This is a genomic window from Rhodococcus sp. SG20037 (genome assembly GCF_031763325.1).
Classification (GTDB): domain Bacteria; phylum Actinomycetota; class Actinomycetes; order Mycobacteriales; family Mycobacteriaceae; genus Rhodococcus_F; species Rhodococcus_F qingshengii.
The window spans coordinates 4714983-4735900 of record NZ_CP134497.1; the positions used below are offsets into that span (position 1 = coordinate 4714983).

General features: G+C 62.6%; 22 protein-coding genes. 13 read left to right on the plus strand and 9 right to left on the minus strand.

Annotation, left to right across the window (positions count from 1 at the left end):
- The first annotated feature begins 185 nt into the window (after positions 1–185).
- Together RHP72_RS21485 and RHP72_RS21490 are read left to right on the plus strand one after the other, a co-directional pair.
- A complete protein-coding gene (locus tag RHP72_RS21485; protein WP_155277906.1) occupies positions 186–344 on the plus strand; it encodes a hypothetical protein in 159 nt (52 codons plus the stop codon).
- Between the two features lie 552 nt (positions 345–896).
- On the plus strand, positions 897–1340 hold the full coding sequence (locus RHP72_RS21490) for a helix-turn-helix domain-containing protein (protein ID WP_003946341.1): 444 nt from the start codon (positions 897–899) through the stop codon (positions 1338–1340).
- A gap of 26 nt (positions 1341–1366) precedes the next feature.
- On the opposite strand, the gene RHP72_RS21495 is transcribed toward RHP72_RS21490, so the two are convergent.
- From RHP72_RS21495 to RHP72_RS21505, 3 genes are read right to left on the minus strand one after another with little or no spacing between them, the layout of a single operon-like run.
- Positions 1367–2185 carry an ABC transporter permease gene (locus tag RHP72_RS21495; protein ID WP_311093791.1) on the minus strand — a complete coding sequence of 273 codons (819 nt, stop codon included), beginning with the start codon at positions 2183–2185 and terminating at the stop codon, positions 1367–1369.
- Positions 2145–2960: an ABC transporter ATP-binding protein gene (locus tag RHP72_RS21500; protein WP_397517593.1), complete on the minus strand. Its 816-nt coding sequence runs from the start codon at positions 2958–2960 to the stop codon at positions 2145–2147. Before RHP72_RS21500 ends, RHP72_RS21495 begins: the two co-directional genes overlap by 41 nt.
- 37 nt (positions 2961–2997) lie before the next feature.
- Positions 2998–3468 (minus strand): MarR family winged helix-turn-helix transcriptional regulator, encoded by a 471-nt coding sequence (locus RHP72_RS21505; protein ID WP_058037873.1) that lies wholly within the window; start codon positions 3466–3468, stop codon positions 2998–3000.
- A 125-nt stretch (positions 3469–3593) separates the two neighbouring features.
- Between RHP72_RS21505 and RHP72_RS21510 the strand changes: the two genes are divergently transcribed.
- Positions 3594–4097, plus strand: a complete 504-nt coding sequence (locus RHP72_RS21510) for a hypothetical protein (RefSeq protein ID WP_003946334.1) — start codon at positions 3594–3596, stop codon at positions 4095–4097.
- A gap of 3 nt (positions 4098–4100) precedes the next feature.
- On the opposite strand, the gene RHP72_RS21515 is transcribed toward RHP72_RS21510, so the two are convergent.
- Both RHP72_RS21515 and RHP72_RS21520 read right to left on the minus strand, forming a co-directional pair.
- Positions 4101–5423, minus strand: coding sequence for an NAD(P)/FAD-dependent oxidoreductase (locus tag RHP72_RS21515; RefSeq protein ID WP_003946361.1), 1323 nt, complete (start codon positions 5421–5423; stop codon positions 4101–4103).
- Entirely contained in the window at positions 5423–6175 is a 753-nt protein-coding gene (locus RHP72_RS21520; protein ID WP_007727631.1) for an SDR family oxidoreductase, read from the minus strand. The genes RHP72_RS21515 and RHP72_RS21520 overlap by 1 nt, the downstream gene beginning before the upstream one ends.
- A gap of 82 nt (positions 6176–6257) precedes the next feature.
- On the opposite strand from RHP72_RS21520, the gene RHP72_RS21525 reads away from it, so the two are divergent.
- The 3 genes from RHP72_RS21525 to RHP72_RS21535 are packed head-to-tail and all read left to right on the plus strand — an operon-like array spanning position 6258 to position 10695.
- Positions 6258–7667 carry an NAD(P)/FAD-dependent oxidoreductase gene (locus tag RHP72_RS21525; protein ID WP_030534884.1) on the plus strand — a complete coding sequence of 470 codons (1410 nt, stop codon included), beginning with the start codon at positions 6258–6260 and terminating at the stop codon, positions 7665–7667.
- 29 nt (positions 7668–7696) lie between these two features.
- Positions 7697–9226, plus strand: a complete 1530-nt coding sequence (locus RHP72_RS21530) for a carboxylesterase/lipase family protein (protein WP_050655575.1) — start codon at positions 7697–7699, stop codon at positions 9224–9226.
- Complete coding sequence (locus tag RHP72_RS21535; RefSeq protein WP_075834059.1) at positions 9223–10695, plus strand: carboxylesterase/lipase family protein; 1473 nt, start codon at positions 9223–9225, stop codon at positions 10693–10695. The genes RHP72_RS21530 and RHP72_RS21535 overlap by 4 nt, the downstream gene beginning before the upstream one ends.
- A gap of 7 nt (positions 10696–10702) precedes the next feature.
- Here RHP72_RS21535 and RHP72_RS21540 read toward each other — a convergent pair whose 3' ends face one another.
- Together RHP72_RS21540 and RHP72_RS21545 are read right to left on the minus strand one after the other, a co-directional pair.
- Positions 10703–11128, minus strand: coding sequence for a hypothetical protein (locus tag RHP72_RS21540; RefSeq protein ID WP_311093793.1), 426 nt, complete (start codon positions 11126–11128; stop codon positions 10703–10705).
- Positions 11125–11715 (minus strand): helix-turn-helix domain-containing protein, encoded by a 591-nt coding sequence (locus tag RHP72_RS21545; RefSeq protein WP_003946400.1) that lies wholly within the window; start codon positions 11713–11715, stop codon positions 11125–11127. Before RHP72_RS21545 ends, RHP72_RS21540 begins: the two co-directional genes overlap by 4 nt.
- Before the next feature lie 166 nt (positions 11716–11881).
- On the opposite strand from RHP72_RS21545, the gene RHP72_RS21550 reads away from it, so the two are divergent.
- The 6 genes from RHP72_RS21550 (at position 11882) to RHP72_RS21575 (ending at position 17844) form a co-directional block, all read left to right on the plus strand.
- Positions 11882–12667, plus strand: coding sequence for an aldolase (locus RHP72_RS21550; RefSeq protein ID WP_063315946.1), 786 nt, complete (start codon positions 11882–11884; stop codon positions 12665–12667).
- Positions 12668–12700: 33 nt separating this feature from the next.
- A complete protein-coding gene (locus tag RHP72_RS21555) occupies positions 12701–13603 on the plus strand; it encodes a dihydrodipicolinate synthase family protein (RefSeq protein WP_064687551.1) in 903 nt (300 codons plus the stop codon).
- A gap of 59 nt (positions 13604–13662) precedes the next feature.
- Positions 13663–14523, plus strand: a complete 861-nt coding sequence (locus RHP72_RS21560) for an SDR family oxidoreductase (protein WP_003946390.1) — start codon at positions 13663–13665, stop codon at positions 14521–14523.
- Positions 14523–16331, plus strand: a complete 1809-nt coding sequence (locus RHP72_RS21565) for a DEAD/DEAH box helicase family protein (protein ID WP_311093794.1) — start codon at positions 14523–14525, stop codon at positions 16329–16331. Before RHP72_RS21560 ends, RHP72_RS21565 begins: the two co-directional genes overlap by 1 nt.
- 199 nt (positions 16332–16530) lie before the next feature.
- Positions 16531–17007: a nitroreductase/quinone reductase family protein gene (locus tag RHP72_RS21570; RefSeq protein ID WP_003946395.1), complete on the plus strand. Its 477-nt coding sequence runs from the start codon at positions 16531–16533 to the stop codon at positions 17005–17007.
- A 57-nt stretch (positions 17008–17064) separates the two neighbouring features.
- The gene (locus tag RHP72_RS21575; RefSeq protein WP_311093795.1) at positions 17065–17844 is read left to right on the plus strand and encodes a DUF427 domain-containing protein; all 780 of its coding nucleotides are present in this window, start codon (positions 17065–17067) and stop codon (positions 17842–17844) included.
- Positions 17845–17874: 30 nt separating this feature from the next.
- On the opposite strand, the gene RHP72_RS21580 is transcribed toward RHP72_RS21575, so the two are convergent.
- The gene (locus tag RHP72_RS21580; protein WP_042921334.1) at positions 17875–19107 is read right to left on the minus strand and encodes an MFS transporter; all 1233 of its coding nucleotides are present in this window, start codon (positions 19105–19107) and stop codon (positions 17875–17877) included.
- A 72-nt stretch (positions 19108–19179) separates the two neighbouring features.
- On the opposite strand from RHP72_RS21580, the gene RHP72_RS21585 reads away from it, so the two are divergent.
- Positions 19180–20055: a LysR family transcriptional regulator gene (locus tag RHP72_RS21585; protein WP_007727651.1), complete on the plus strand. Its 876-nt coding sequence runs from the start codon at positions 19180–19182 to the stop codon at positions 20053–20055.
- Here the strand turns inward: RHP72_RS21585 and RHP72_RS21590 are convergent.
- Complete coding sequence (locus tag RHP72_RS21590; protein ID WP_007727653.1) at positions 20048–20914, minus strand: Fpg/Nei family DNA glycosylase; 867 nt, start codon at positions 20912–20914, stop codon at positions 20048–20050. The two genes, RHP72_RS21585 and RHP72_RS21590, sit on opposite strands and share 8 nt — an antisense overlap.
- Between the last annotated feature and the right edge of the window lie 4 nt (positions 20915–20918).

Here is a 20918-nt window from a genome sequence, read left to right on the forward strand (position 1 = left end):
GTGTTGTAACCAGTATGCGCCGGTCAGCAACCCCCGTGCCATAAAGCGCTTCCGAGGCCGAGGCACACATGCCGCAGGTTGAGCAGCGCACGGCGGGGACTGGATGGTAGATCTGTGCGACAGAATTGCCGCCCGGACTGTCGCCCTCCGTGTGCAAGACGTGGAATCCTCCACATGGTTCTGACATGCACCTGACTGCGACGACGTCGACTACTACTGGCGCAGCGGGCAATTCCGATCCGAAAGACGCAGAGTCAACGCTCGACATGTCCGGCCGGCCGGCTGCGCTTCGAGCCCGGTCCGCCGCAGCAACACGCCCGGGCGGCGCTGATGTCACCGCATGAACCTTATGTCACCGCATGAAAAATGGGGACCGACGAGAAGCACTGTGTTCCAACGTCGATGACATACCAATCGGCCGCTTTCGATGCGCGTCACTTTCGCAGGTGGACACACCTGAGCGCTCACTCTCGAGTGCAGCAAAATACGGGCCCACCACTGCGCGCGAGCGTCGAGCAGAGCACCGAGAAGAAGTCCCGAACACGCGGCGCGCCAACCGCCGGCACGACGACGCCCGGTGCCCGGCGGTAGCGCTTCGCACGTTACAGACCGAGCAGGAATGCATCGACACAAAATGGATAGGACCGGCTGAAAGAACCTGCAGCACAATGGCGTAACCACCACCGTTCGGCTTATACGCTACCGCCGTACACCTTGGCAAAACGAACGGTCAGTACGCGGCGAAAATCACATACTTTACAAAGTCTTTGGAATTTTTCTGCGCCAAATATCCGCAGGTGAAAGGACTTTCGACCAGAGTCCAGAATAACCGTGTCGTCTACTATGTGAAAACTGCGAAGTAGCTGTGACGCTGGGTCACGCTCGAGGGAGGAATTGTGACCGATTCATTCAAGGACCGTTTGAACGCCTTGTACCCGGCCACAGCACCGAGACTCACCAACGCACAAGTTGTGGAAGCCCTTTCGCAACGTGGATGCAAGATTTCGACACCGTACCTCTCGCAACTCCGGAGCGGTGTGCGCACGAATCCATCGGAGCAAGTCGTTTTGGCATTGGCCGATTACTTCGGCGTGGCAGCAGAGTACTTCTTCGGCCCGACACCTCGCCAAGATCCCGAACTGATTCCGGAAGAAGACCGTTCGGTTGTCGAGGAGTTCCACGACAGCGAATTACGTTCTCTGGCCATAAAAGCGGTCGATCTCTCCCCTGAATCGCAGGACTTGCTCTCATCGATTGCGGAGAAACTTCGCTCGTCCGAAGGACTCCCGGCCGTCCCTCCGGATTGCAGCACCTACACCCCACCGTTCACTCGCGACTAGTCCGGAGCGGAGTTCAGCGAGTCAGATCAGCGAGTCAAGCGGCCCAATAGTGCCGAAGCTGTGATGATTCCGAGCAGCGCGGCCCCGATCAGCACGCCGAAGTCGACGAGGTAGTCGGTCGGCATTCCGATCAGCAGACCGCGCAGCGCTGACACCTCGTAACTCAGCGGATTGATGCGACTGAGCCACTGAACCCACGTCGGCATGAGTTCGACCGGGTACAGAGCGTTGGACGCGAAGAACAACGGCATGGTGATCGCCTGGCCGATGCCCATCAATCGATCTCGTTTGAGCACGATCCCCGCGATCGCAACCGACAGACAGGCGAAGAACGCCGAGCCGAGGACAACGACAGCCACGACGCCGAGCAGCTTGATCGGGTTCCACGTCATGCTCACGCCCAGCAGCGCCGCTACAACGACTACGACCACGGCCTGGGCGACCGCACGGATACCGGCTGCAAATGCCTTTCCGGTGACCAGTGCGGCTCGTGGCGTCGGCGTCACCATGAGTTTGGTGAGGACTCCCGCGTCACGCTCCCAGATGATCTGGATTCCGTAGAAGATCGCAACAAAAAGCGCGGACTGCGCAATGATGCCCGGCGCGAGAAAGTCGAGATACGGTACGTCGCCAGTCGGGATCGCTCGGATATGACTGAACGTCTGACCGAAGATCACCAACCAGAGGATCGGCTGGATTGCGCGCGTGACCAATTCAGATCGGTCGTGCCGCAACTTCTGAACTTCCACGAGGCAGAATGTGTAAATTCTCGAGAGCAATCGAGCAAGACTGTTGGTAGTGGGATCAGCCCAAGCGGCGCGCTGTGCGACGGGCAGTGCGGACATCGCGGAGACCTCCTGACTTGCCGCCGGTGAGGTCGTCGCCGGTGTAGTGACGGAACACGTCTTCGAGAGTGGCCTCCGGCCCCAGTTCGGCGGCCAACGCGCTCGGCTCGCCCACTGCACGAAGTTCACCGTGATGCATCAACGCAACACGATCACACAACTCCTCGGCTTCTTCCATGTAGTGCGTCGTGAGCAGGACGGTCATGCCGTATCGCTTCTGCATCTCCGCCACTCGCTTCCAGACGGATTCGCGGGCAATGGGATCCAACCCCACCGTCGGTTCGTCGAGTACCAGCAGCGACGGTCGGTTCACCAGTGCCTGCGCAAGTTCGAGCCGTCGCACCATACCGCCGGAGAAGCTCGACGCGAGACGCTCACCTGAATCGAGCAGATCCACCATCTCGAGCGCTTGGTCGACCCGCTCGCGTCGTTCGGACCGCGGAACGTCGTACAGGCGCGCGAACCAGGTCACGTTCTCGCGTGCGGTCAATGCGCTTTCGATCGAGAGCTGTTGTGGCACGTACCCGAGGTAGCGCCGAATGGTCATCGCTTCGCTGCGAACGGAGCGACCGAGAATTCGAATGTCACCCTCTTGCAGAGGAAGTAACGTGTTGAGCAATCTGATCGTCGTCGTCTTTCCTGCACCGTTGGGACCGAGCAGGCCGAAGCATTCCCCCGCGTTGACGACCAGACTCAGGTTGTCCACCGCCCGATGACCGCCGAACTTGTATGTGACCGAGTCGATCTCGACCGCGGGTGCGTCAGGGTCAGGCATGTGCACTGCTCGGCTCCTCCACCACTGCGTCAGCATCTCACTGCCCCCCGCCTTCCGATCCGGCTGCTGCCAGAGCGCTCGCCAATCGAGACAGGGCCGGTAGAGCAGCCTCGATACTTGCCCTGTCCTCTGCGGTCAGAGTCGACAATGCCTGACCGACAATCACACTCCGGCGATCACGCCACACCTCGACGCGGGCGCGCGCCTCGTCCGCGAGCACCAATCGCGCGACGCGGCGGTCGGCCTCGTCGGCAACGCGTTCGATCACTCCATCGTCGACGAGCTGCCGCACCAAGGTGGACACCGTGTTTGCCGCGACACCCAATCGCCCGGCAGCCTCGGCCACCGACAGACCCGGGTTGCGTCGTAGCAGCCTGACGAGTTCGATCTGGGCGCCGGCGAGCGGTCGTTCCGCAAACGGCCGCCCCGACGCCTTCCTCGTGCCCCGGCGCAATTGTCCGAGCGTCTCCAGGACGTCATCCGCAAGATTTGCTCCGCTTCCATCCACAACCTCACAATAGCTCTGTAACAGAGCTATTGTCGAGGAATCCGGACGCCCGGCGTTTTCAGCTCGTCCGCAACGGGTATCCCCGATTGCTTGTCCCGAGCACTCCCGCCCAGAACGGAGACGTCATGCGCAGACAGTGGTTGTTCGCGACGGTTGCGAGTACCGCCCTGATCCTCACCGGTTGCTCGCCCGACGCCCTCGATTCCGGGGACAGCGCAGACAACGTCACTGCCATTGCGACGTCGCTGTCGCCACCCGCCGCCGCTGATGCACCCCTGCTGAAGACCGCCGACTCCCCACTCGGGACGATCGCCGTCGACGGCGAAGGCATGACCGTCTACGTCTACAACCCGGACGAGGAGAACTCACAAGCCGGGTCGTGCGACGAAGCGTGCCTGCGTTACTGGCCGGCGGTCACCTCGGTGACCGATTCACCCATCGTCGAAGGAATCGACGCCGTCATCGACACTGTCGACGGGCCTGAAGGATCTTTCCAGATCACCGTCAACGGCAAGCCTGTTTATCGGTACCTCGACGACAAGGTTCCCGGCGACATGCTCGGACAGAGCGTCGGCAGCCTGTGGTGGATGATCGACGCCGCCGGAAACCCCGTGTTCAAGACCGAGTAACCCTCAGTTGTACGGCTGCCGCGCGGTTTCGGGGTCGCCGTACGTGATTGCCCGTTCCCGACGCGTTTTCGACGCCAAGGTTGCGCCCCAGTTCAGCACCGTGCTGGCGCGATTGCGGAACCCCGCGAGAAACGCGATGTGGATGATTCCCCAGGACACCCATCCGATGAACCCGGACAACTGGACCGGCCCTGCCTGAAGCAACGCGTGGCGTCGCGAAATGTAGGCCGCGGTTCCAAGATCGCGGTACTTGAACGGTTTTCGGCTGGGCACTCCGTTTTCCACGGTTGCCGCGATCCGGGCACCGGCGTGCCGACCACCCTGCATCGCGACCTCGGCCACCCCGGCAAGTTTGTCCCGCGACATGAGGTCGCCCACCACGTAGACGTTCGGGTGGCCGGGAACGGTCAGATCGGCTTCCACCTCGATGCGGCCACCGCCGACCTGCTTCACACCCAGCGCCGTGGCCAGTGCCTCGGCGAACGGCACTGCTTCGACGCCCGCGGTCCACAGAATCGTGCGGGTCTCGTACTGCCGCTTCTCTTTTGTCTTCTTGTCCGTCGTCTCGATGCTGGTCTCGCACACGTCGGTGACGTGCACGCCGAGGTGAGTCTCGACGCCGATCCCGTCGAGAGTACGTTTGGCGGCGGCCGAGAGCTTGCGACTGAACGAAGGGAGCACCCGATCGTCGCCGTGGAAGAGCAGTACCCTTGCCTCGTCAGGGTCGATGGACCGGAACTCGTTGGTGAGCGCGTGCATCGCCAATTCGCGGATCTGTCCGGCTAATTCGACGCCGGTGGGTCCGCCGCCCGCCACGGCGAATGTCAGCCACGGTCGACGTTCTTCCGCAGTCGGGAGCGATTCGGCCATCTCGAACGCAGCAATGAGACTGCGCCTGATCGCCAAAGCGTCGTCGAGGGTTTTCATGCCGGGCGCCCATTTGATGAACTCGTCCTGGCCGTGGTAGGACTGGCGCATTCCAGCCGCCACGATCAGGTAGTCGTACGGCAATTCGAAGGTCGACCCGTCGAAGCGACTGGCAGTCAGTATCCCGGCGTCGGCGTCCACCGACTTGGCCTCGCCCAGAACGACGTTCGTGTTCTTGTTGTCCTCGAGCAGATGTCGCAGCGGACTTGCGATCTGCCCTTCGGAGAGCAGACCCGTGGCGCACTGGTAGAGCAGGGGCTGGAAGACGTGGCTGGTCCCTCGGTCGATCAGAACCACCTCGACGTCAGCCTTCTTGAGTCGTCTCGCTGCATACAGTCCACCGAAGCCGCCACCGACGATCACTACCCGGGGCTTACCGTTCGAGATGTGGATGCTCATCAGACAAACCTCGCTGTCACGGAGTTGGGCAGGAATCGTAGGGCCGCATCTATCCCTTGCCACTTGAGGCCGGGTAGCGCCGCTCGGGTGGTTTCCTTCTCGATAGCGTCGACCATGGCACTGACGCCTTCGTCCAGACTGGCCATGAGCGCAGCGTCGTCGCCGGCGCCGGCGGACATGTCGGTCTTGATGAAGCCCGGCAGCAGCGTGGTGACCCGAATAGGTGTGCGCGCCAACTCGATACTGAGCGCCTCACCCAGCGCCGCTACTCCCGCCTTGCTCGCCGAATAGGCCGCTTTTGGCCCGGGTAGCCCCCGATCCGCGCTTATCGAGGACACGAGAACCAGGTGTCCGGAGTCCTGCGCGCGGAAGATCTCGAGCGCAGCTTCACACTGCGACAGCGCGCCGACAAAATTCGTCTGCGCTGTTGCAAGATTCGCGTGCGCTTTTCCGGTTCCGATCTTGGCGCCCTTGCCGAGCCCGGCGTTCACGATCACCCGGTCCAGGCCACCCAACTCGTCGCGCAGCTCACCGAAAACCCGGACGACGGAATCGTGTTCGGTCACATCGAGTTCGCGCACTGCGACGCTGATCGACGGGTACTGCGCCACCAGCTCCCCACGCAGCGTGTCGAGACGATCCGTCCGCCGGGCACACAACGCGAGGTCGCGACCGGCCGCGGCGAATCTCCTGGCCATCTCCTCACCCAGACCCGAACTGGCACCGGTGATCAAAATCTTCTGCCGCGTCATGGGTGCAACTGTAACCATCATCGAGTTCTCGTACCCGGCGGTAACCGAGCGAACTCGGACCGATCCGACATACCGTGGAGCAATGACCGACGAATTCGATGTCATCGTGATCGGCGGTGGACCCGCCGGCGAGAACGCCGCCGCATACGCCATCGCCGGAAGTAATCGCACCGCCGCAATCGTGGAACACGAACTGGTCGGCGGTGAATGCTCGTATTGGGCCTGTATGCCCAGCAAGGCACTACTGCGCCCGGGGCAGGTCCTCGAGGCGGCCGACGCCTTGCCCGGGATCCCGGCCGGACCGCTGGACGTCGATGCCGTTCTGAAACGGCGCGACTCGTTCACCCACAACCACGACGACTCGTCCCAGGTCGACTGGGCAACCTCCGCGGGCATCACCGTGATCAAAGGCCACGGGGTCATCGACGGCGAGCGAGCAGTGACCGTCGACGGGACCCGTAAGCTCCGTGCCCGCCGTGCCGTCGTACTCGCCACGGGAACGACCGCCACCGTCCCGAAGACACCGGGATTGCGCGAGGCACTCCCGTGGACCTCGCGCGACGCCACCAACCTGCACGAGGTTCCGTCGCGAGTGGCGGTCATCGGCGGCGGAGTGGTCGCAACGGAGTGCGCAACGTGGTTGTCGTCGTTCGGCGCTCACGTGACGTTGCTCGTGAGGGGCGATGCTCTGTTGAAATCAGCAGAACCGTTTGCCGGAACGATGGTGGCCGAAGCACTCGGTGCCCGCGGTGTGGACGTTCGACTGAGCACTGCCGTCAACTCGGTCTCACGCCCCGATGCCAAGGACACCGGCGAAGGTCACATCCACGGTGGACCCGTCAGCATCGAGACATCGTCCGGCGTGATCGAAGTCGACGAGGTCATCGTCGCGGCGGGCCGCGGGCCGACATCTGCCGATCTCGGCTTGTCCGTCATCGGCCTCGAGGACGGCAAGTACGTCACCACTGACGATCACCTCTGTGCCCAAGGTGAGTGGCTCTACGCCGTCGGCGACATCAACGGTCGTTCTCCCCTCACCCACATGGGCAAGTATCAGGCGAGAGTCTGCGGAGACGTCATCGCCGCGCGGGCCGAGAGCCGCGGACTCAGGGGACCTCGGTACACGGCGTCGGCGGACAATGGACAGGTCCCCCAGGTGGTGTTCACCTCACCCGAAATCGCCTGGGTGGGACGCACCGAGAAGAAAGCTCGCGACGACGGCTACGACGTCGAAGTCGTGGAGATCGAACTCGCAGTCGCGGGATCTTCGCTGCTGCGCGACGACTACTCGGGGCGCGCGAAGTTGGTGATCGACAAGGCCACCGACGTGATCCTCGGCGCTACCTTCGCCGGGCCCGAAGTATCCGAGCTGGTGCATGCGGCGACAATCGCGGTCGTCGGCGCCGTACCACTGGAAACTCTCTGGCATGCGGTGCCCTCGTATCCGACGGTCAGTGAAGTCTGGCTTCGATTGCTGGAGGCTCGCCGCTGACGCGCTCCCGAAGTACGTATAGTCGCGACATGGCGTCCGACATACTTGTGACCACGGCCGACGGCACCCTGCGCGGCCGCCGGGTGGGAAAACTTCGTGCCTGGCGCGGAATTCCCTACGCCCGGCCGCCGGTCGGAACACTGCGTCTGACGCGACCACAGCCGGTCACGCCGTGGACCGGAGAACGCGACGCGATCAGGTTCGGCGACGCGTCTGTCCAACACAAGAAGGGGCTGTTGCTCGCGCCCGGGAAGTACCAGCCGAGCAGCGAGGACTGCCTGACGCTCAACGTGCTCGCCCCCGCGAACACCGGCAATACTCCGCGTCCCGTCATGGTTTTCATCCACGGTGGGGCAAACACCATCGGGACCTCGGCCACCGGCTTGTACTCGGGCGTGTCCCTCGTCGAACGCGGCGACGTCGTCTACGTCTCGATCAACTACCGGCTCGGCGCTCTGGGCTACCTCGATTTCACCCCGTTCTCAACATCCGAGCGCGTATTCGACTCCAACCTCGGACTGCGCGATCAGGTCGCGGCCCTGCAGTGGGTGCAACGCAACATCGCCGCCTTCGGTGGGGATCCTGAAAAAGTCACGATTTTCGGTGAATCCGCCGGAGCCACCGCCGTCACTACCCTGATGGCGACTCCGGCCGCCAAGGGACTCTTCGCCGGCGCTATCGCCGAGAGTTCGGCTCCGGATCTGGTCTCGAGCACGCAGCGATCGCATGCCTGGGGCGCGCGTTTCGTCGAGATCCTCAATTCCGGCCTACCACCCGCGAAGGCCCTGACCTCGGCGACAGCCGTCGAATTGGGCAGAGCCGGAAGCAGACTGGGCGCCGAGGTACTCGCGAACACACCTGGACTACATCCCTTCGGACCGGTCGTCGACGGCGACTTCCTCCCCCGCTCCCCCTTGGACGCATTCAAAGAAGGATCGGCACACCAGGTGCCGATGATCATCGGCACCAACAGACGGGAGGGGACGCTGTTCCCGAAGGTGCTCGACGCACTTCCGACCAACCCGTCGCGCATCGACACCATGTTTGCCCTCACCGATCCCGAGGCCGGGAAGCGCATCCTCGCGACCTATCCCGGCTACCCGGACGAGCAGTCCGCGATCGACGTCGGCGGAGACGTCACGTTCTGGCACCCGTCCGTGGAGTTGATGCAAGCGCACGCACAATCGGCGCCGACGTACGCCTACCGATTCGACTTCGCGCCGACGATGATGCGCTGGCTCGGCCTCGACGCCACACACGGATTCGAGATGTTTGCAGTCTTCGGCATCGGTGACACCCTTGTCGGGCGCGGCCTCACCCTTCCCGGCGGTCGACGCGGACTGCGCGCAGTCACCGAATCTGTTCAGGGACACTGGCTTCACTTCGCCGAGCACGGCTCGCCGCGCGGATCGTGGCCGCGCTACGAGGGGCAGGAGCGTCGGACCATGATCTTCGACGAGATCGTCCGCGTCGAGAACGATCCCAGACGTGAACAACGCTTGGCCTGGGCGGGATACAGCGGTTACCGTAGCCACGGCACCGACATCTCCCTACCGTGACGAGCCCCCTCGAGATCACTCTCGATTCCGGGGTCGTACGCGGGCGCCTCGATCGAGGACTGCGCACCTGGCGAGCAATCCCCTACGCGGCGGCCCCGACCGGTCCTCGGAGATTTCGCGCACCGCAGCCGGTCGAGGCTTGGAATGGTGTCCGCCCGGCGGAAGCATTCGGCTCTCCGTCTCCGCAGCGCAAGAGCAATTTCGACGAGAACTCACTCTTCGTCAATGTCGTGGCCCCGCAGGTACCGTCGGATTCGTTGCGACCGGTCATGGTTTTCATTCACGGCGGCGCGTACAACGGCGGGAATCCGTCGACGCCCATGTACCGCGGAACGAGCCTGGTCGAACGTGGCGACATCGTCTACGTCTCGATCCAATATCGTCTCGGCGCGTTGGGCTACCTCGATTTCAGTGAATATTCCACTGCGGAAAGATCATTCGAGACGAACCTCGGATTGCGCGATCAGATCGCCGCGATGACGTGGGTCCAACGCAACATCGCCGCTTTCGGCGGCGACCCGAACGCCGTCACCGTCTTCGGTGAATCGTCCGGCGCCAACGCGGTCACCACTCTGATGGCAACGCCGGCGGCACGAGGGCTGTTCGCCCGGGCCATCGCTCAAAGTCCGCCGGCTGCTTCGGCATACGGAAAAGAGCGAGCGCACCGTTGGGCACGCGAGTTCCTCGAGATCGCACAGGCTCCGGATGCCGATCCGGCATCGTGGCTGCGCTCCGCTTCGGTGAAGGACCTGGTCGCTGCCGGCGAAGAACTTGCGCGCCGCGGCGCGGACGAAGAACCCGGAACGCGGCCATTTGCCCCCGTGGTGGGTGACGACGTCCTTCCCGAACACCCGCTCGACGTGTTCGCCGCCGGACGCGCCCACCCCGTTCCGCTGCTCGTCGGTTCGAATCTCCACGAGGGAAGAATCTTCCCGCGCGTTCTCGACATCTTGCCTACCGACCCGGTTCGGATCGAGAAGATGTTCTCCCACACCACCCCTGAAGTGAAAGCACGTGCGCTCGCGGCGTATCCCACGTATCCGCACCGGTTTGCTGCCGCAGATCTCGGCGGCGACATCACGTTCTGGGAGCCCGCGATACTCTGCGCACAGGGTCATTGCCAGGTAGCTCCTACCTACAGTTACCGCTACGATTTTGCGCCTCGCCTGCTCAGACTCGTCGGCATGGGCGCTACCCACGCCACCGAATTGCTTGCGGTCTTCGGGCGTTCGGATGCACTCACCGCGGCCTTGACCGCGGTCGGTGGGCGCCGCGGACTGACTGCGGTGACCTCCACCATGCAGCGCCACTGGATCCATTTCGCCCGCCACGGAGTGCCGGACCGGGATTGGCCCGCCTACTCCGTACCGGAGCGGCAAACAATGATCTTCGACGAGACGTCCCGAGTGGAGAACGACCCGATGGGTGAGCGTCGACGGGCTTGGATCGGCTACGAGCACAGGCGCTGAAGCCCGATCAGAAGAACTGACCTTTCACGAAACCTGCGAGTAGGACGGCAAATCCGCCCACCTCACCGACGATCAGCAGAAACATCCCGAGGTGCAGGGGCGGACCGGCGGACTCGAACTGATTGTCGGTGTCCTTCATCGCACCGTGAGCGATGTAGCTGAATATCGCTGCGAGAAAGAAGAACACGACCACTGCGGCACTGGTCAGGTTGATCCACGTCGGCCACGCACTGAGTTCGACGAACACCGCGATCAGCAGCGTCGCAAACGAGTACATCAGGGCAGCGCGGTGTGCGATGTCGACATACGGATGGGCGAGGTGATTGTCCGAAGTGGCCATCTGTCGGTATTTCCAGATTCCCAGGCACAGGGAGAGAAGGAAGATCAGACCGGCAGCGAGAAGCGTCAGTGTCGTGTCGATCCCCAGCGTCATCTGCCCACCCCGCAGTGCGTTTCCAGCGAGTCACCGCTGGGTGATCCAGCCGAAGGCTTGTCGTAGACGACAACCAGCACCACCGCACGATCCGCCGACACCGACCGCATCCGGTGCGGCGTATTCGCGTCGAAGTACAAGCTGTCGCCGGCGTCGAGGTGCATCGTCTGCCCGGGGATTTCGAATTCTACGGATCCGGAATGCACGAACACGAACTCCTCTCCCGTGTGGTCCATGAACTTGGGACCCATCACCGAGGCCGGATGAACCACGAACGGCTGCATGGCCTTTCCGACCAGTGAGGGCGCGATCGGATCGTAGACGGAAGACTGCACGGAGTTGGCCGGGTCGATCACGCGGTCCTTCGCGCGCACGATCGTCATGGCATTTCCCTCCATACTGTCCGAGAACAGTTGCCCCACATCGGCGTCGAGCACACGCGCAATCTTGAGTGCCACCGCGATCGACGGGGTACTGATACCCCGCTCGACCTTGGAGAGATAGCTCTTCGTCAGACCGGTCTGCTCGGCCAGGCCCTCGAGCGTCAGACCAGCGCGACGCCGATGTGTTCGCAAAAACGCTGCCATTCGGTTCCCCTCACGAGACTTTGTGTCATCACCCTACCAATACATTGACCTGCGGCGATCAGCGATGCAGGAATCGAAGGTTGCACATTTCCGTCCTATATGACACTTTGTGTCTTATAGGTGACTGAATGTCATTGATTCCCGGGTCCCGAGAAAGGCACACCCTATGACCGACACGATGCATGCGAGCAAGCAGGAACTCATGGCCACCGCCGAGACGAAGATGCTCACCGAAGTAGCGACAGGTAGTTGGACTCTTCGACAGAAGATCGCACTGACCTGCCGGGCACTGTCGGACGCCGGCCACGACTCCGGCCTTGCCGGACAGATCTCCGCCCGCGGTGAGCAGCCAGGAACGTTTGTCACACAGCGACTCGGCCTCGGGTTCGACGAGATCACCGAGGACAACCTCCTGCTCGTCAACGAGGATCTCGAAGTCCTCGACGGGGAAGGCATGCCGAACCCCGCCAACAGGTTCCACAGTTGGATCTACCGCGCACGACCCGACGTCAACTGCATCGTCCACACACACCCGCTACATGCGACGGCGCTGTCGATGCTCGAGATTCCCCTCGTCGTCTCCCAAATGGACATCGCGCCGCTCTACGACGACTGCGCATTTCTCGCCGACTGGCCCGGGGTTCCCGTGGGAAACGAGGAGGGCGAGATCATTTCGGCTGCACTCGGCGACAAGCGGGCAATTCTGCTCGCCCACCACGGCCAACTCGTCGTCGGCAACACGGTCGAAGAGGCATGCTCTCTCGGGCATCTGATCGAGCGAGCGGCCAGACTGCAGTTGCTGGCGATGGCTGCCGGAGACATCAAGCCGCTACCGCCTCGCCTGGCGAAGGAGGCACACGATTGGACACTGACTCCTCGGCGCAGCGAGGCGAACTTCGCTTACTACGCCCGTCGCGCTCTCCGCAATCATCCCGACACACTGACCAACTGACTTTTGTTTCCCACCAACAGAACTGAGAGCCTCATGAGCAGCACCATCAAGGGAATCGTCGCCTATCCCATCACCCCGTTCGACCGGGACACCGGAGCATTCGACCCCAAGCCGCTACACACGCTCCTCGACAGCATGATCAGCAGTGGTGTCGACGCGATAGCCCCACTCGGCAGTACCGGCGAGAGCGCCTATCTCGACGATGCAGAGTGGGAGACGGTCGCTCGGGAGACTGTCGACTACGTCGACCGCCGAGTCCCCACCGTCGTCGGAGTGTCGGATCTGACGACGGCGGGAGCACTCCGCCGAGCATCGATCGCGGCAGACGCCGGAGCCGACGCAATGATGATCCTCCCCACGTCGTACTGGCATCTGGGTGAGCAGGAGATTCGTGAACACGTCACCGCGGTGGCCGATTCCGTCGACATTCCCACGATGATCTACAACAATCCGGCCACCACCGGGATCGACATGTCGCCGGAGTTTCTCGTCGATCTCGTCTCCACCGTCGACGGCATCACGATGATCAAGGAATCCACCGGCGACATCACCCGGATGAACCGCATCAACGAACTGAGCGGTGGCACGATCCCCTTCTTCAACGGCAGCAATCCTCTTGCACTGCAATCTTTCTCTGCCGGTGCAAGCGGATGGTGCACGGCAGCCCCGTGTCTGGCCCCCGAACAGGTGGTGCACTTCTGGCGTCTACTCGAATCCGGTGATCGGTCGGGTGCCGCCGCTGTGTTCGAACAGATCGAGCCGCTACTGAAGGTCCTCGTCAGTCGCGGACTGCCGTCGACGGTCAAAGCCGGGTTGGAATCTCTCGGCGTCGACGCCGGCCTTCCCCGCCGGCCCCTGCTGTCCCTCGACGACAACACCAGGACAGCTTTGTCCGACGCTCTGTCGGTGGCTCGCGGTGTAATCGTCGCGTCGTGACCTGACGTGGGAGTGGGTTCCGGCAAGATGGGATGCACACCGACCGAAGGAGGGGCACCATGTCCGTAGATTCACGGTCTGCGAGGATCGCCGTCACCGGCGCGACCGGTCATATCGGCGGACTGGTGGCCCGGTCGTTGGCCGACGCCGGTGTCCCGCAGCGGCTGATCGCACGGTCGGTCAACCGATTACCGCAGCTCCCCGGTGCCGATTCGGCCGAGACCACGTACGGGGATCAGGAGCGCGCTCTCGCGGCTCTGGCCGGAATCGACACCCTCTTCATGGTCTCGGCGGCCGAAAGCGCAGATCGCCTGGATCAGCACCGCACCTTCATCGACGCCGCAGCGGAGGCCGGGGTCAGGCACATCGTGTACACGTCTTTCCTCGGCGCTGCTCCGGACGCGACGTTCACGCTCGCTCGCGATCACTGGGTCACCGAAGAACATATCCGCGCTTCCGGGCTCGCATTCACCTTCCTGCGCGACAGCTTCTACCTCGATTTCCTACCCGCTCTCGCCGGTGAAGACGGTGTGATCCGCGGACCCGCAGGGGACGGTCTCGTCGGCGCGGTAGCGCGCTCCGACATTGCTGCCGTCGCTGTGTCGGTTCTGCAGGATCTGGATTCTCATGTCGGACAGACGTACAACCTGACCGGACGGGAGGCACTGACGCTCTCCGAGGCCGCGAGCATCATCACCGAAGTCACCGGCAAGCGAACCACGTACGTCGAGGAAACGCTCGAGGAAGCTTACGAATCGCGGGCGTCGTACAACGCACCCGCTTGGGAACTCGACGCATGGGTGTCGACGTACACCGCAATCGCGCAGGGTGAATTGGCGCTGATCACGGGCACCGTGGAGGACCTTGTCGGCCGGCCTGCGCTCACGCTGCGTGAATTCCTCACAGCAGAAACCGCCTGATGCCACCACGCAAAGCAACCACGGCACGCAAGGCTGCCGCAAAGAAGGCTGCACCGCAGAAGGCTGCACCGAAGAAGGCTGCACCCAAGAGGAACACGACCAGAAAGACCGCCCCGAAGAAGACTGTCGCAAAGAAGAGCTCACGCGCGACGATGCCGGATGTGCCGACTGCCGGCCCTGGTGAGAGAGTCTGGCTCCTCGACGTTCCCTTTCGGACGCCGGCGCCTGGTGCGCAATTCGTCAAGAAATGGAAGAGCTACGCGTGGGTCGGTACGGAGTTACCCGTAGAACTCGCTCCATTCAAGGCACTCCCCTTCTCTTATCAGCAGTGGGTAGAGGACGACATCAATGACAGCACCGGTGAACGTCCCGTTGCTGCACCCAAAATTCCTCGGCCCGAGCAGGTTTCGGGGGCTGCAGCCGTCGTCGATGCCGCTCGCGCCGGCAAACGCGGATTTCTGTTGGCAGACAATGCAGGCCTGGGTAAGACGCTGATCGCAGTGATGTCTGCCAAGACGATTGCCGAGGAGCGTGGCGAAACCAACATCCTCGTCCTCGTCGATCGACCCGCACAGATCACCATTCCGCATTGGCGCTATTCCATCGCCTCGGTGGGCGACGGTGGATTCCGCTGGTTGATCATGTCGCCTGACCAATTGAAGAAGCTGATCGCGCGAAACGGCCGCCCCAAGTACACGTTCGGTGTGGTGATTGCCGACGAGGCCCAGCTGTACAGCAACGACACACAGCGCACGGCGGCATTCGAGAAGGTCGCGCGCTTTTCGAATGCTCACGAGCAAGCGCCGTTCGTCCTGTCCGTGACGGCAACACCGGGACACACGCCGGCCGACCAGCGTTACCTGGCACCGCTTTTCGCGCAGCTGCATTCAGAACCTTCGGAGTACTGGTCCGACCTGGGCGCCAGGCTGGTCGAGTCCGGCCTTCCGCTGGACAAGTCCTACGGGAAGTGGACGTGGAGCGCAGAGGCGAAGGAATCACCTACGCTGCAATCTCGCGCGCTCGAGACCGTGCGTGGGTGGATGTCGAACAGCAAACCGCCCTTGATGATTCATCGACCGACTCCGTGGGGACCTGTTCCGCTCGACGGTATGCCGATCGACCTCACCCATGCCCAGCGCGCCGAGTACGAGACGGAGTGGGCCGAGTACGCCTACGAAATGGGATTGGCCCGCAAGAGTCGCAACATCGCGCGCGGCCGTGCGCTGGTTCTGCGCTACCGACAGAAAGCGGGCATGATCCGCGCCGAGTCGACGGCCCAGTGGGCGCAGGCGCAGGTCAAGGCAGGCAAGCAGGTGTTGGTGGCCGTCGAATTCGTCTCCACGGCAGGTGATCCACTGGTCGAGATGATCGAAGACGCCGGGATCTCGGTGGCAAAACTGTTCGGCGCGGTGCCGGACAAGGAGGGTCAACGTCTGCGGTTTCAACGCGGGGACGCACCGGTCATCGTCTTCAATGTCACGACCTCGATCTCGCTCCATGCCAACGAAGCACTCCCGGACGGCACTCACGCGTCCCCGTTGCCACGGACGGGAATCTTTCATCAACCGCGCTACTCAGGGATCGCGGCAGAACAGACGTTCGGTCGGTCGCATCGCGACTACCAGACGTGCCCGTGGGTCATACCCTTCGGCGTGGGCACCAAGGAAGAGGACGTCGCCACGGTCATGTTGCGCAATCTCAATTCGGTCACAGGTCTGAAAGGTGGTGATCGATCCGGTCTGCGGTCGCTGTCCGAACTGCTCGGCGTCGAGTGGCTAGAGCCTGATGTCTTGACCTCGGAGGGTTGATCTTCCAACGACCGTCCAACGCGCACAAACGAACGGTTTCGGCGGTATGCCCCAATTCTACTCCACCAAAACCGAATTCGGCTGACCGCTTCATTCCTTTCGGGACCTTGGGACTCAGGTATCTGTGACCAGACGTGGCAGACTCTTTCGAGTCGAGGTGCACCAGCCTCGAAACAGTGCCGAGAATGCGAGGGGTCCGATGCGCAATATCTACCGGTCATTGATGCGCAATGTCGGCCATACACAATGGTTCTCGGATCTCGGCAAGGATCTGGTTCCGCTCGATCGAGCAGTGCAGAGAGTGTCGGGAGGCAAGCTCTCGCTGGTCGGAGAGAACACCGTGACTCAGCTACTGCTCACCACGACGGGCCGTAAGACCGGCCGTTCTCGAACCACGCCACTCCTGTACGCACCCGACGGCGATGCGTTTGTCGTCGTCGGTTCGAACTGGGGGCAGGATACGCATCCAGCATGGACACTCAATTTGATGGCAAACCCCACCGCAATCGTGACAGTGAAGGGCGTCGAAATACCGGTCGGTGCGAGTCTGGCGGAGGGCGCCACGCGTAAGAAGCTGTGGGAGCTCGCGACCACCACGTGGCCGCCGTACGAAACCTACGCCGATCGAGCATTCGGGCGCCAGATCCGCGTATTTCGACTCCAACCTGTCAAATAACTGCTGCCGGGCGCAGGATGGGAAGGACCACCCTGCCGATCTCAGGAGCATTCGCGAATGTCCACAGCACTGACTCACGCAGAAGACACACAGATCAAAGCTTCCAACGGGCGGATCGCACTGGAGCCGAACCCCCGCCGAATTCGAGCCTTCTTCGCTGGTCACGCCGTCGCAGACACCACTCGTTCGGTATACCTTTTCGAACGCGGCCGCCTGCCGATGTACTACATCCCCCTCGCGGACGTTCGTACCGAATTCCTCGTCCCGACGTCGACGACCACCCATTGCCCATGGAAAGGTGACGCCACCTACTGGACGATCGAGATCGGGGATCGCCGGGCCGAGGACGCCGTCTGGACCTACCCTGAACAGTTCGACGGTTCCCTGGATCTGAGTGAGTACGTCGCATTCTATTGGGATCGCATGGACGCCTGGTACGAGGAGGATCAACAGGTCTTTGTCCACGCCCGCGATCCATACGTACGTATCGACGCACTCCCCTCGTCCTGCCACGTCCAGGTTTTTGTCGGCGACGTACTGGTCGCCGAGACGAGACGACCCAGACTGCTCTTCGAAACCGGACTGCCCACGCGGTACTACATTCCGAGAATCGACGTTCGCAGCGAGTACTTTGCGCCGTCCCCGACCACCACGGCCTGCCCCTACAAGGGCACTGCGTCGTATCTGTCGTTCACCGGCACAACCGAACTCGCTCCGATCGAGGATCTGGCGTGGTTCTATCCGTTCACTACCGCCGAAGCGTCCGGGATCGACGACCACGTGTCGTTCTATCCCGAACGCGTCGGCAAGATCCTGGTGGACGGTGCCGAAATCTGAAAGGTGCTGGAGCCGAGAAGGTGTGGGTGCCTACCCCACTGCAACAGGGGATTCCGGGATTCGCAGTTCAGCCGTCTCCAGTCGGCGATCATGCACCCACACCATCGCCGTTGCAACGGAGAAGACCAACCCGGCGATGCATACTCCGTTCCAGCCGTACGACTTCCACACCACTGACCCCACCGCCGAGCCCACGGCAGCACCGACGAAGTAGGTGGTCATGTACACGGAATTCACACGCGAACGTGCTTCGGGGACAAGGGCGTAGATCACGTTCTGGTTGCTGACGTGCACTCCCTGCAGCGCGAGGTCGGCAAGGACGATGGCAACGAGAAACCACACCACGTGGGTGGCACCGGCGACAAAGGGAAGCCACGACACCAAGAGAATCGCGATGGCGCCGCCGGTCGCCAGCTGACCCAATCCCCGATCGGCCAGTCTGCCCGCCACCGTCGCCATCAAAGCTCCCGCCACACCGAGTAGTCCGACCAAGCCGATTTGAGTGTCGCTGTAGCCGAATTCGCCGGACAGAAGAAAGGCCATCGTCGTGAAGACGGTGCTGACAGCAGCAAAAGCCAGTCCGCCCATGGCCGATCGGGTTCTCAGGCGCGGCAAGGTCGCAGCCAACTTCCCTACCGAAGCGAGCGTTGCGCGGTAGCTTGCCTTCGGGCGATCTGCGGAATCGGAAGGCAGAGATCGCCACAATGCCACGGCCATCACCACCATCAGCACCGCCGCAACCTTGTATACCGTCGACCAACCCCCCAATCCGGAGAGGACGCCGGCAACGCTGCGCGCCAGCAGGATTCCGATCAGCAGTCCACTCATGATCGTGCCGACCACCTGACCGGACCTCTCAGGTTCGGCCAGCGAGGCGGCAAACGGAATCAGCACCTGGGCGGCGACCGAAAAGACGCCAGCGACAGCGATTCCCACTGCCAGCGTGGCAAAGTTGGGCGCAAATCCGCTGACCGCTTGACCGGTCGCCGCCAGCAGCATGAGCCCTACCGTCAGCTTGCGTCGGTCCACCATGTCGCCCACCGGAACCAGAAGTATCAATCCGAGTGCATACGCGACCTGCGCGATGGTCACCGTCGCGGCCGCTGCGGAGGCCGACACATTCAGGTGATCTGCGATGGAATCGAGGAGTGGCTGGTTGAAATAGTTACCGCCCGCGCACAGGCCCGTCGCCGCAGCCATCAGCAGCACTATCGGTAGTCCGAGCCTCGGACGCGCGTCGCTTGAAATCATGTCGTCAAGCATGACCGCCTACACCGACGCGCGTCCAATAGATAGATATGCATGATCTATCTCCAGAAACGATAGATTGGTGCAATGGAACTACGTCACATCCGCTACGCCCTGGCAGTCGCGGAAGACAGACACTTCAGCCGAGCAGCGTCGCGGTTGCACGTTTCCCAGTCCGCCTTGAGTGCCCAGATCAGAGACCTCGAAAAGGAACTGGGAGTCGAATTGTTCAACCGGAACAGCCGAAACGTCGGCCTGACTGCTGCAGGCGAGGTTTTTGTCGCCCGCTCCCGCGAGGTACTCGGCGCCGTGTCGAGACTCGTCAGTGATGTCTCGGCACGGAGCAACGAGCAAGTGCGGTTGACGGTCGGCACCATCACCTCGGCGGGGCGCGTCGACGTCGGACGCGCCCTGGCAGATCTGACACGGCGCCACCCTGCAATCAACATCACCGCGCGACCGTACGGCAGTGAAGTAGTTATCGAGGGAGTCCGGTCCGGTGCAATCGACGTCGGCATTGTCGGATTGGCCGCAGGTCGCCTACCCAAGAGCTTTGCCGCCGCACCGCTGTGGAGTGAACCCACCGCAGCGTTCGTTGCTCCCGACCATCCCTTTGCCCAGGCTTCGTCGATCAGGCTCGAAGACCTACGCGATCACACTCTCGTGGACTTCGCCTCCGGCAGCGAGGCCCGTGTCCAAACCGACCAAGCCTTCGCCGAATCACAGGTCCCTCGGGGAAAAACCCTTGAAGCCAACTCGGTAGACCTGATCTGTTCACTGACCGCCAACGGCCTGGGCGTAGGTTTGCTCCCCCAGTCCATGAGCGCCCTGCACCCCGAATTGGTCTGTATTCCGATCACCGATGCGCCGCATCGGATCGTCCACGCAATCACCGAACCCACCCATTCGTCGGCGCTCGCCCGCGAGTTCGTCGAACTACTCGCAGCGCAGTTCGCTACTTGAGCAGTTTCGACATTCGCCTGTCCGCCAACGGTTTACCGCCGGTCTGGCACGTCGCGCAGTATTGAAAAGAGCGCTCCGCGAACGACACTTCGCGTACGACGTCACCGCACACCGGGCACGGAAGTCCAGTACGAGCATGTACTCGCATCCCCGAGCGTTTCTCACCTTTGAGCCGGGCCGCGTCCTGACCTTCCGAACGCTCGATCGCGTCGGCCAGCGTAGATCGCATCACGGCATACAACGTCGAAATCTGATCCGGCGTCAGCCGCGACGAGGTCGCGAAAGGCGAGAGTTTCGCGGTGTGGAGGATCTCGTCCGAGTAGGCGTTCCCGATACCGGCGATCAACGACTGCTCGACTATCGAGTTCTTGATCCGCGCCGACGTTCCGCCCAGAATCTGTGCGAACTCGGCTTCGGTCACAGCCATCGCGTCCGGCCCCAACCGGGCGATGCCCGGAACCTCCTGCGGATCGTTCACGACCCAGACGGCGAGGCGTTTCTTGGTGCCGGCTTCGGTGAGATCGAATGCCGGCGTCAACCCTTCGGGTGTGAAGAAATGAACGCGCAGCGCCAACGGCCCCTTCCCCGGCTTCGGCGGCGTCGCCGATGGATTGTCCAGCCAGCGCATCCAGCCGGCACGGGAGAGATGCGTGACCAACCACAACCCGTCGCAATCCAGAGCCAGATGCTTCCCGAAGCGGGCGGCGCCCGTGACGTCACGCCCCTGCAGAGCGGTGATCGGCGGATCGAAGGTCTTGAGCACACTCAATGCAGCGATGTCGACGCGTCCCACCACTGCGCCGACCGCGTGCTGACGAAGGAACCCTGCCAGCGCTTCCACCTCGGGTAGTTCAGGCATGGCA

Excerpts from the sequence above, each read along its gene's own strand:
- RHP72_RS21515 (WP_003946361.1), bottom strand. The coding sequence starts at position 5,423 with ATGAGCATCCACATCTCGAACGGTAAGCCCCGGGTAGTGATCGTCGGT.
- RHP72_RS21590 (WP_007727653.1), bottom strand. The coding sequence starts at position 20,914 with ATGCCTGAACTACCCGAGGTGGAAGCGCTGGCAGGGTTCCTTCGTCAG.
- RHP72_RS21530 (WP_050655575.1), top strand. The coding sequence starts at position 7,697 with ATGGCGTCCGACATACTTGTGACCACGGCCGACGGCACCCTGCGCGGC.
- RHP72_RS21555 (WP_064687551.1), top strand. The coding sequence starts at position 12,701 with ATGAGCAGCACCATCAAGGGAATCGTCGCCTATCCCATCACCCCGTTC.
- RHP72_RS21575 (WP_311093795.1), top strand. The coding sequence starts at position 17,065 with ATGTCCACAGCACTGACTCACGCAGAAGACACACAGATCAAAGCTTCC.
- RHP72_RS21550 (WP_063315946.1), top strand. The coding sequence starts at position 11,882 with ATGACCGACACGATGCATGCGAGCAAGCAGGAACTCATGGCCACCGCC.
- RHP72_RS21485 (WP_155277906.1), top strand. The coding sequence starts at position 186 with ATGCACCTGACTGCGACGACGTCGACTACTACTGGCGCAGCGGGCAAT.
- RHP72_RS21495 (WP_311093791.1), bottom strand. The coding sequence starts at position 2,185 with ATGTCCGCACTGCCCGTCGCACAGCGCGCCGCTTGGGCTGATCCCACT.
- RHP72_RS21525 (WP_030534884.1), top strand. The coding sequence starts at position 6,258 with ATGACCGACGAATTCGATGTCATCGTGATCGGCGGTGGACCCGCCGGC.
- RHP72_RS21570 (WP_003946395.1), top strand. The coding sequence starts at position 16,531 with ATGCGCAATATCTACCGGTCATTGATGCGCAATGTCGGCCATACACAA.
- RHP72_RS21585 (WP_007727651.1), top strand. The coding sequence starts at position 19,180 with ATGGAACTACGTCACATCCGCTACGCCCTGGCAGTCGCGGAAGACAGA.
- RHP72_RS21560 (WP_003946390.1), top strand. The coding sequence starts at position 13,663 with ATGTCCGTAGATTCACGGTCTGCGAGGATCGCCGTCACCGGCGCGACC.
- RHP72_RS21520 (WP_007727631.1), bottom strand. The coding sequence starts at position 6,175 with ATGACGCGGCAGAAGATTTTGATCACCGGTGCCAGTTCGGGTCTGGGT.
- RHP72_RS21510 (WP_003946334.1), top strand. The coding sequence starts at position 3,594 with ATGCGCAGACAGTGGTTGTTCGCGACGGTTGCGAGTACCGCCCTGATC.
- RHP72_RS21565 (WP_311093794.1), top strand. The coding sequence starts at position 14,523 with ATGCCACCACGCAAAGCAACCACGGCACGCAAGGCTGCCGCAAAGAAG.
- RHP72_RS21545 (WP_003946400.1), bottom strand. The coding sequence starts at position 11,715 with ATGGCAGCGTTTTTGCGAACACATCGGCGTCGCGCTGGTCTGACGCTC.
- RHP72_RS21540 (WP_311093793.1), bottom strand. The coding sequence starts at position 11,128 with ATGACGCTGGGGATCGACACGACACTGACGCTTCTCGCTGCCGGTCTG.
- RHP72_RS21580 (WP_042921334.1), bottom strand. The coding sequence starts at position 19,107 with ATGCTTGACGACATGATTTCAAGCGACGCGCGTCCGAGGCTCGGACTA.
- RHP72_RS21500 (WP_397517593.1), bottom strand. The coding sequence starts at position 2,960 with ATGCCTGACCCTGACGCACCCGCGGTCGAGATCGACTCGGTCACATAC.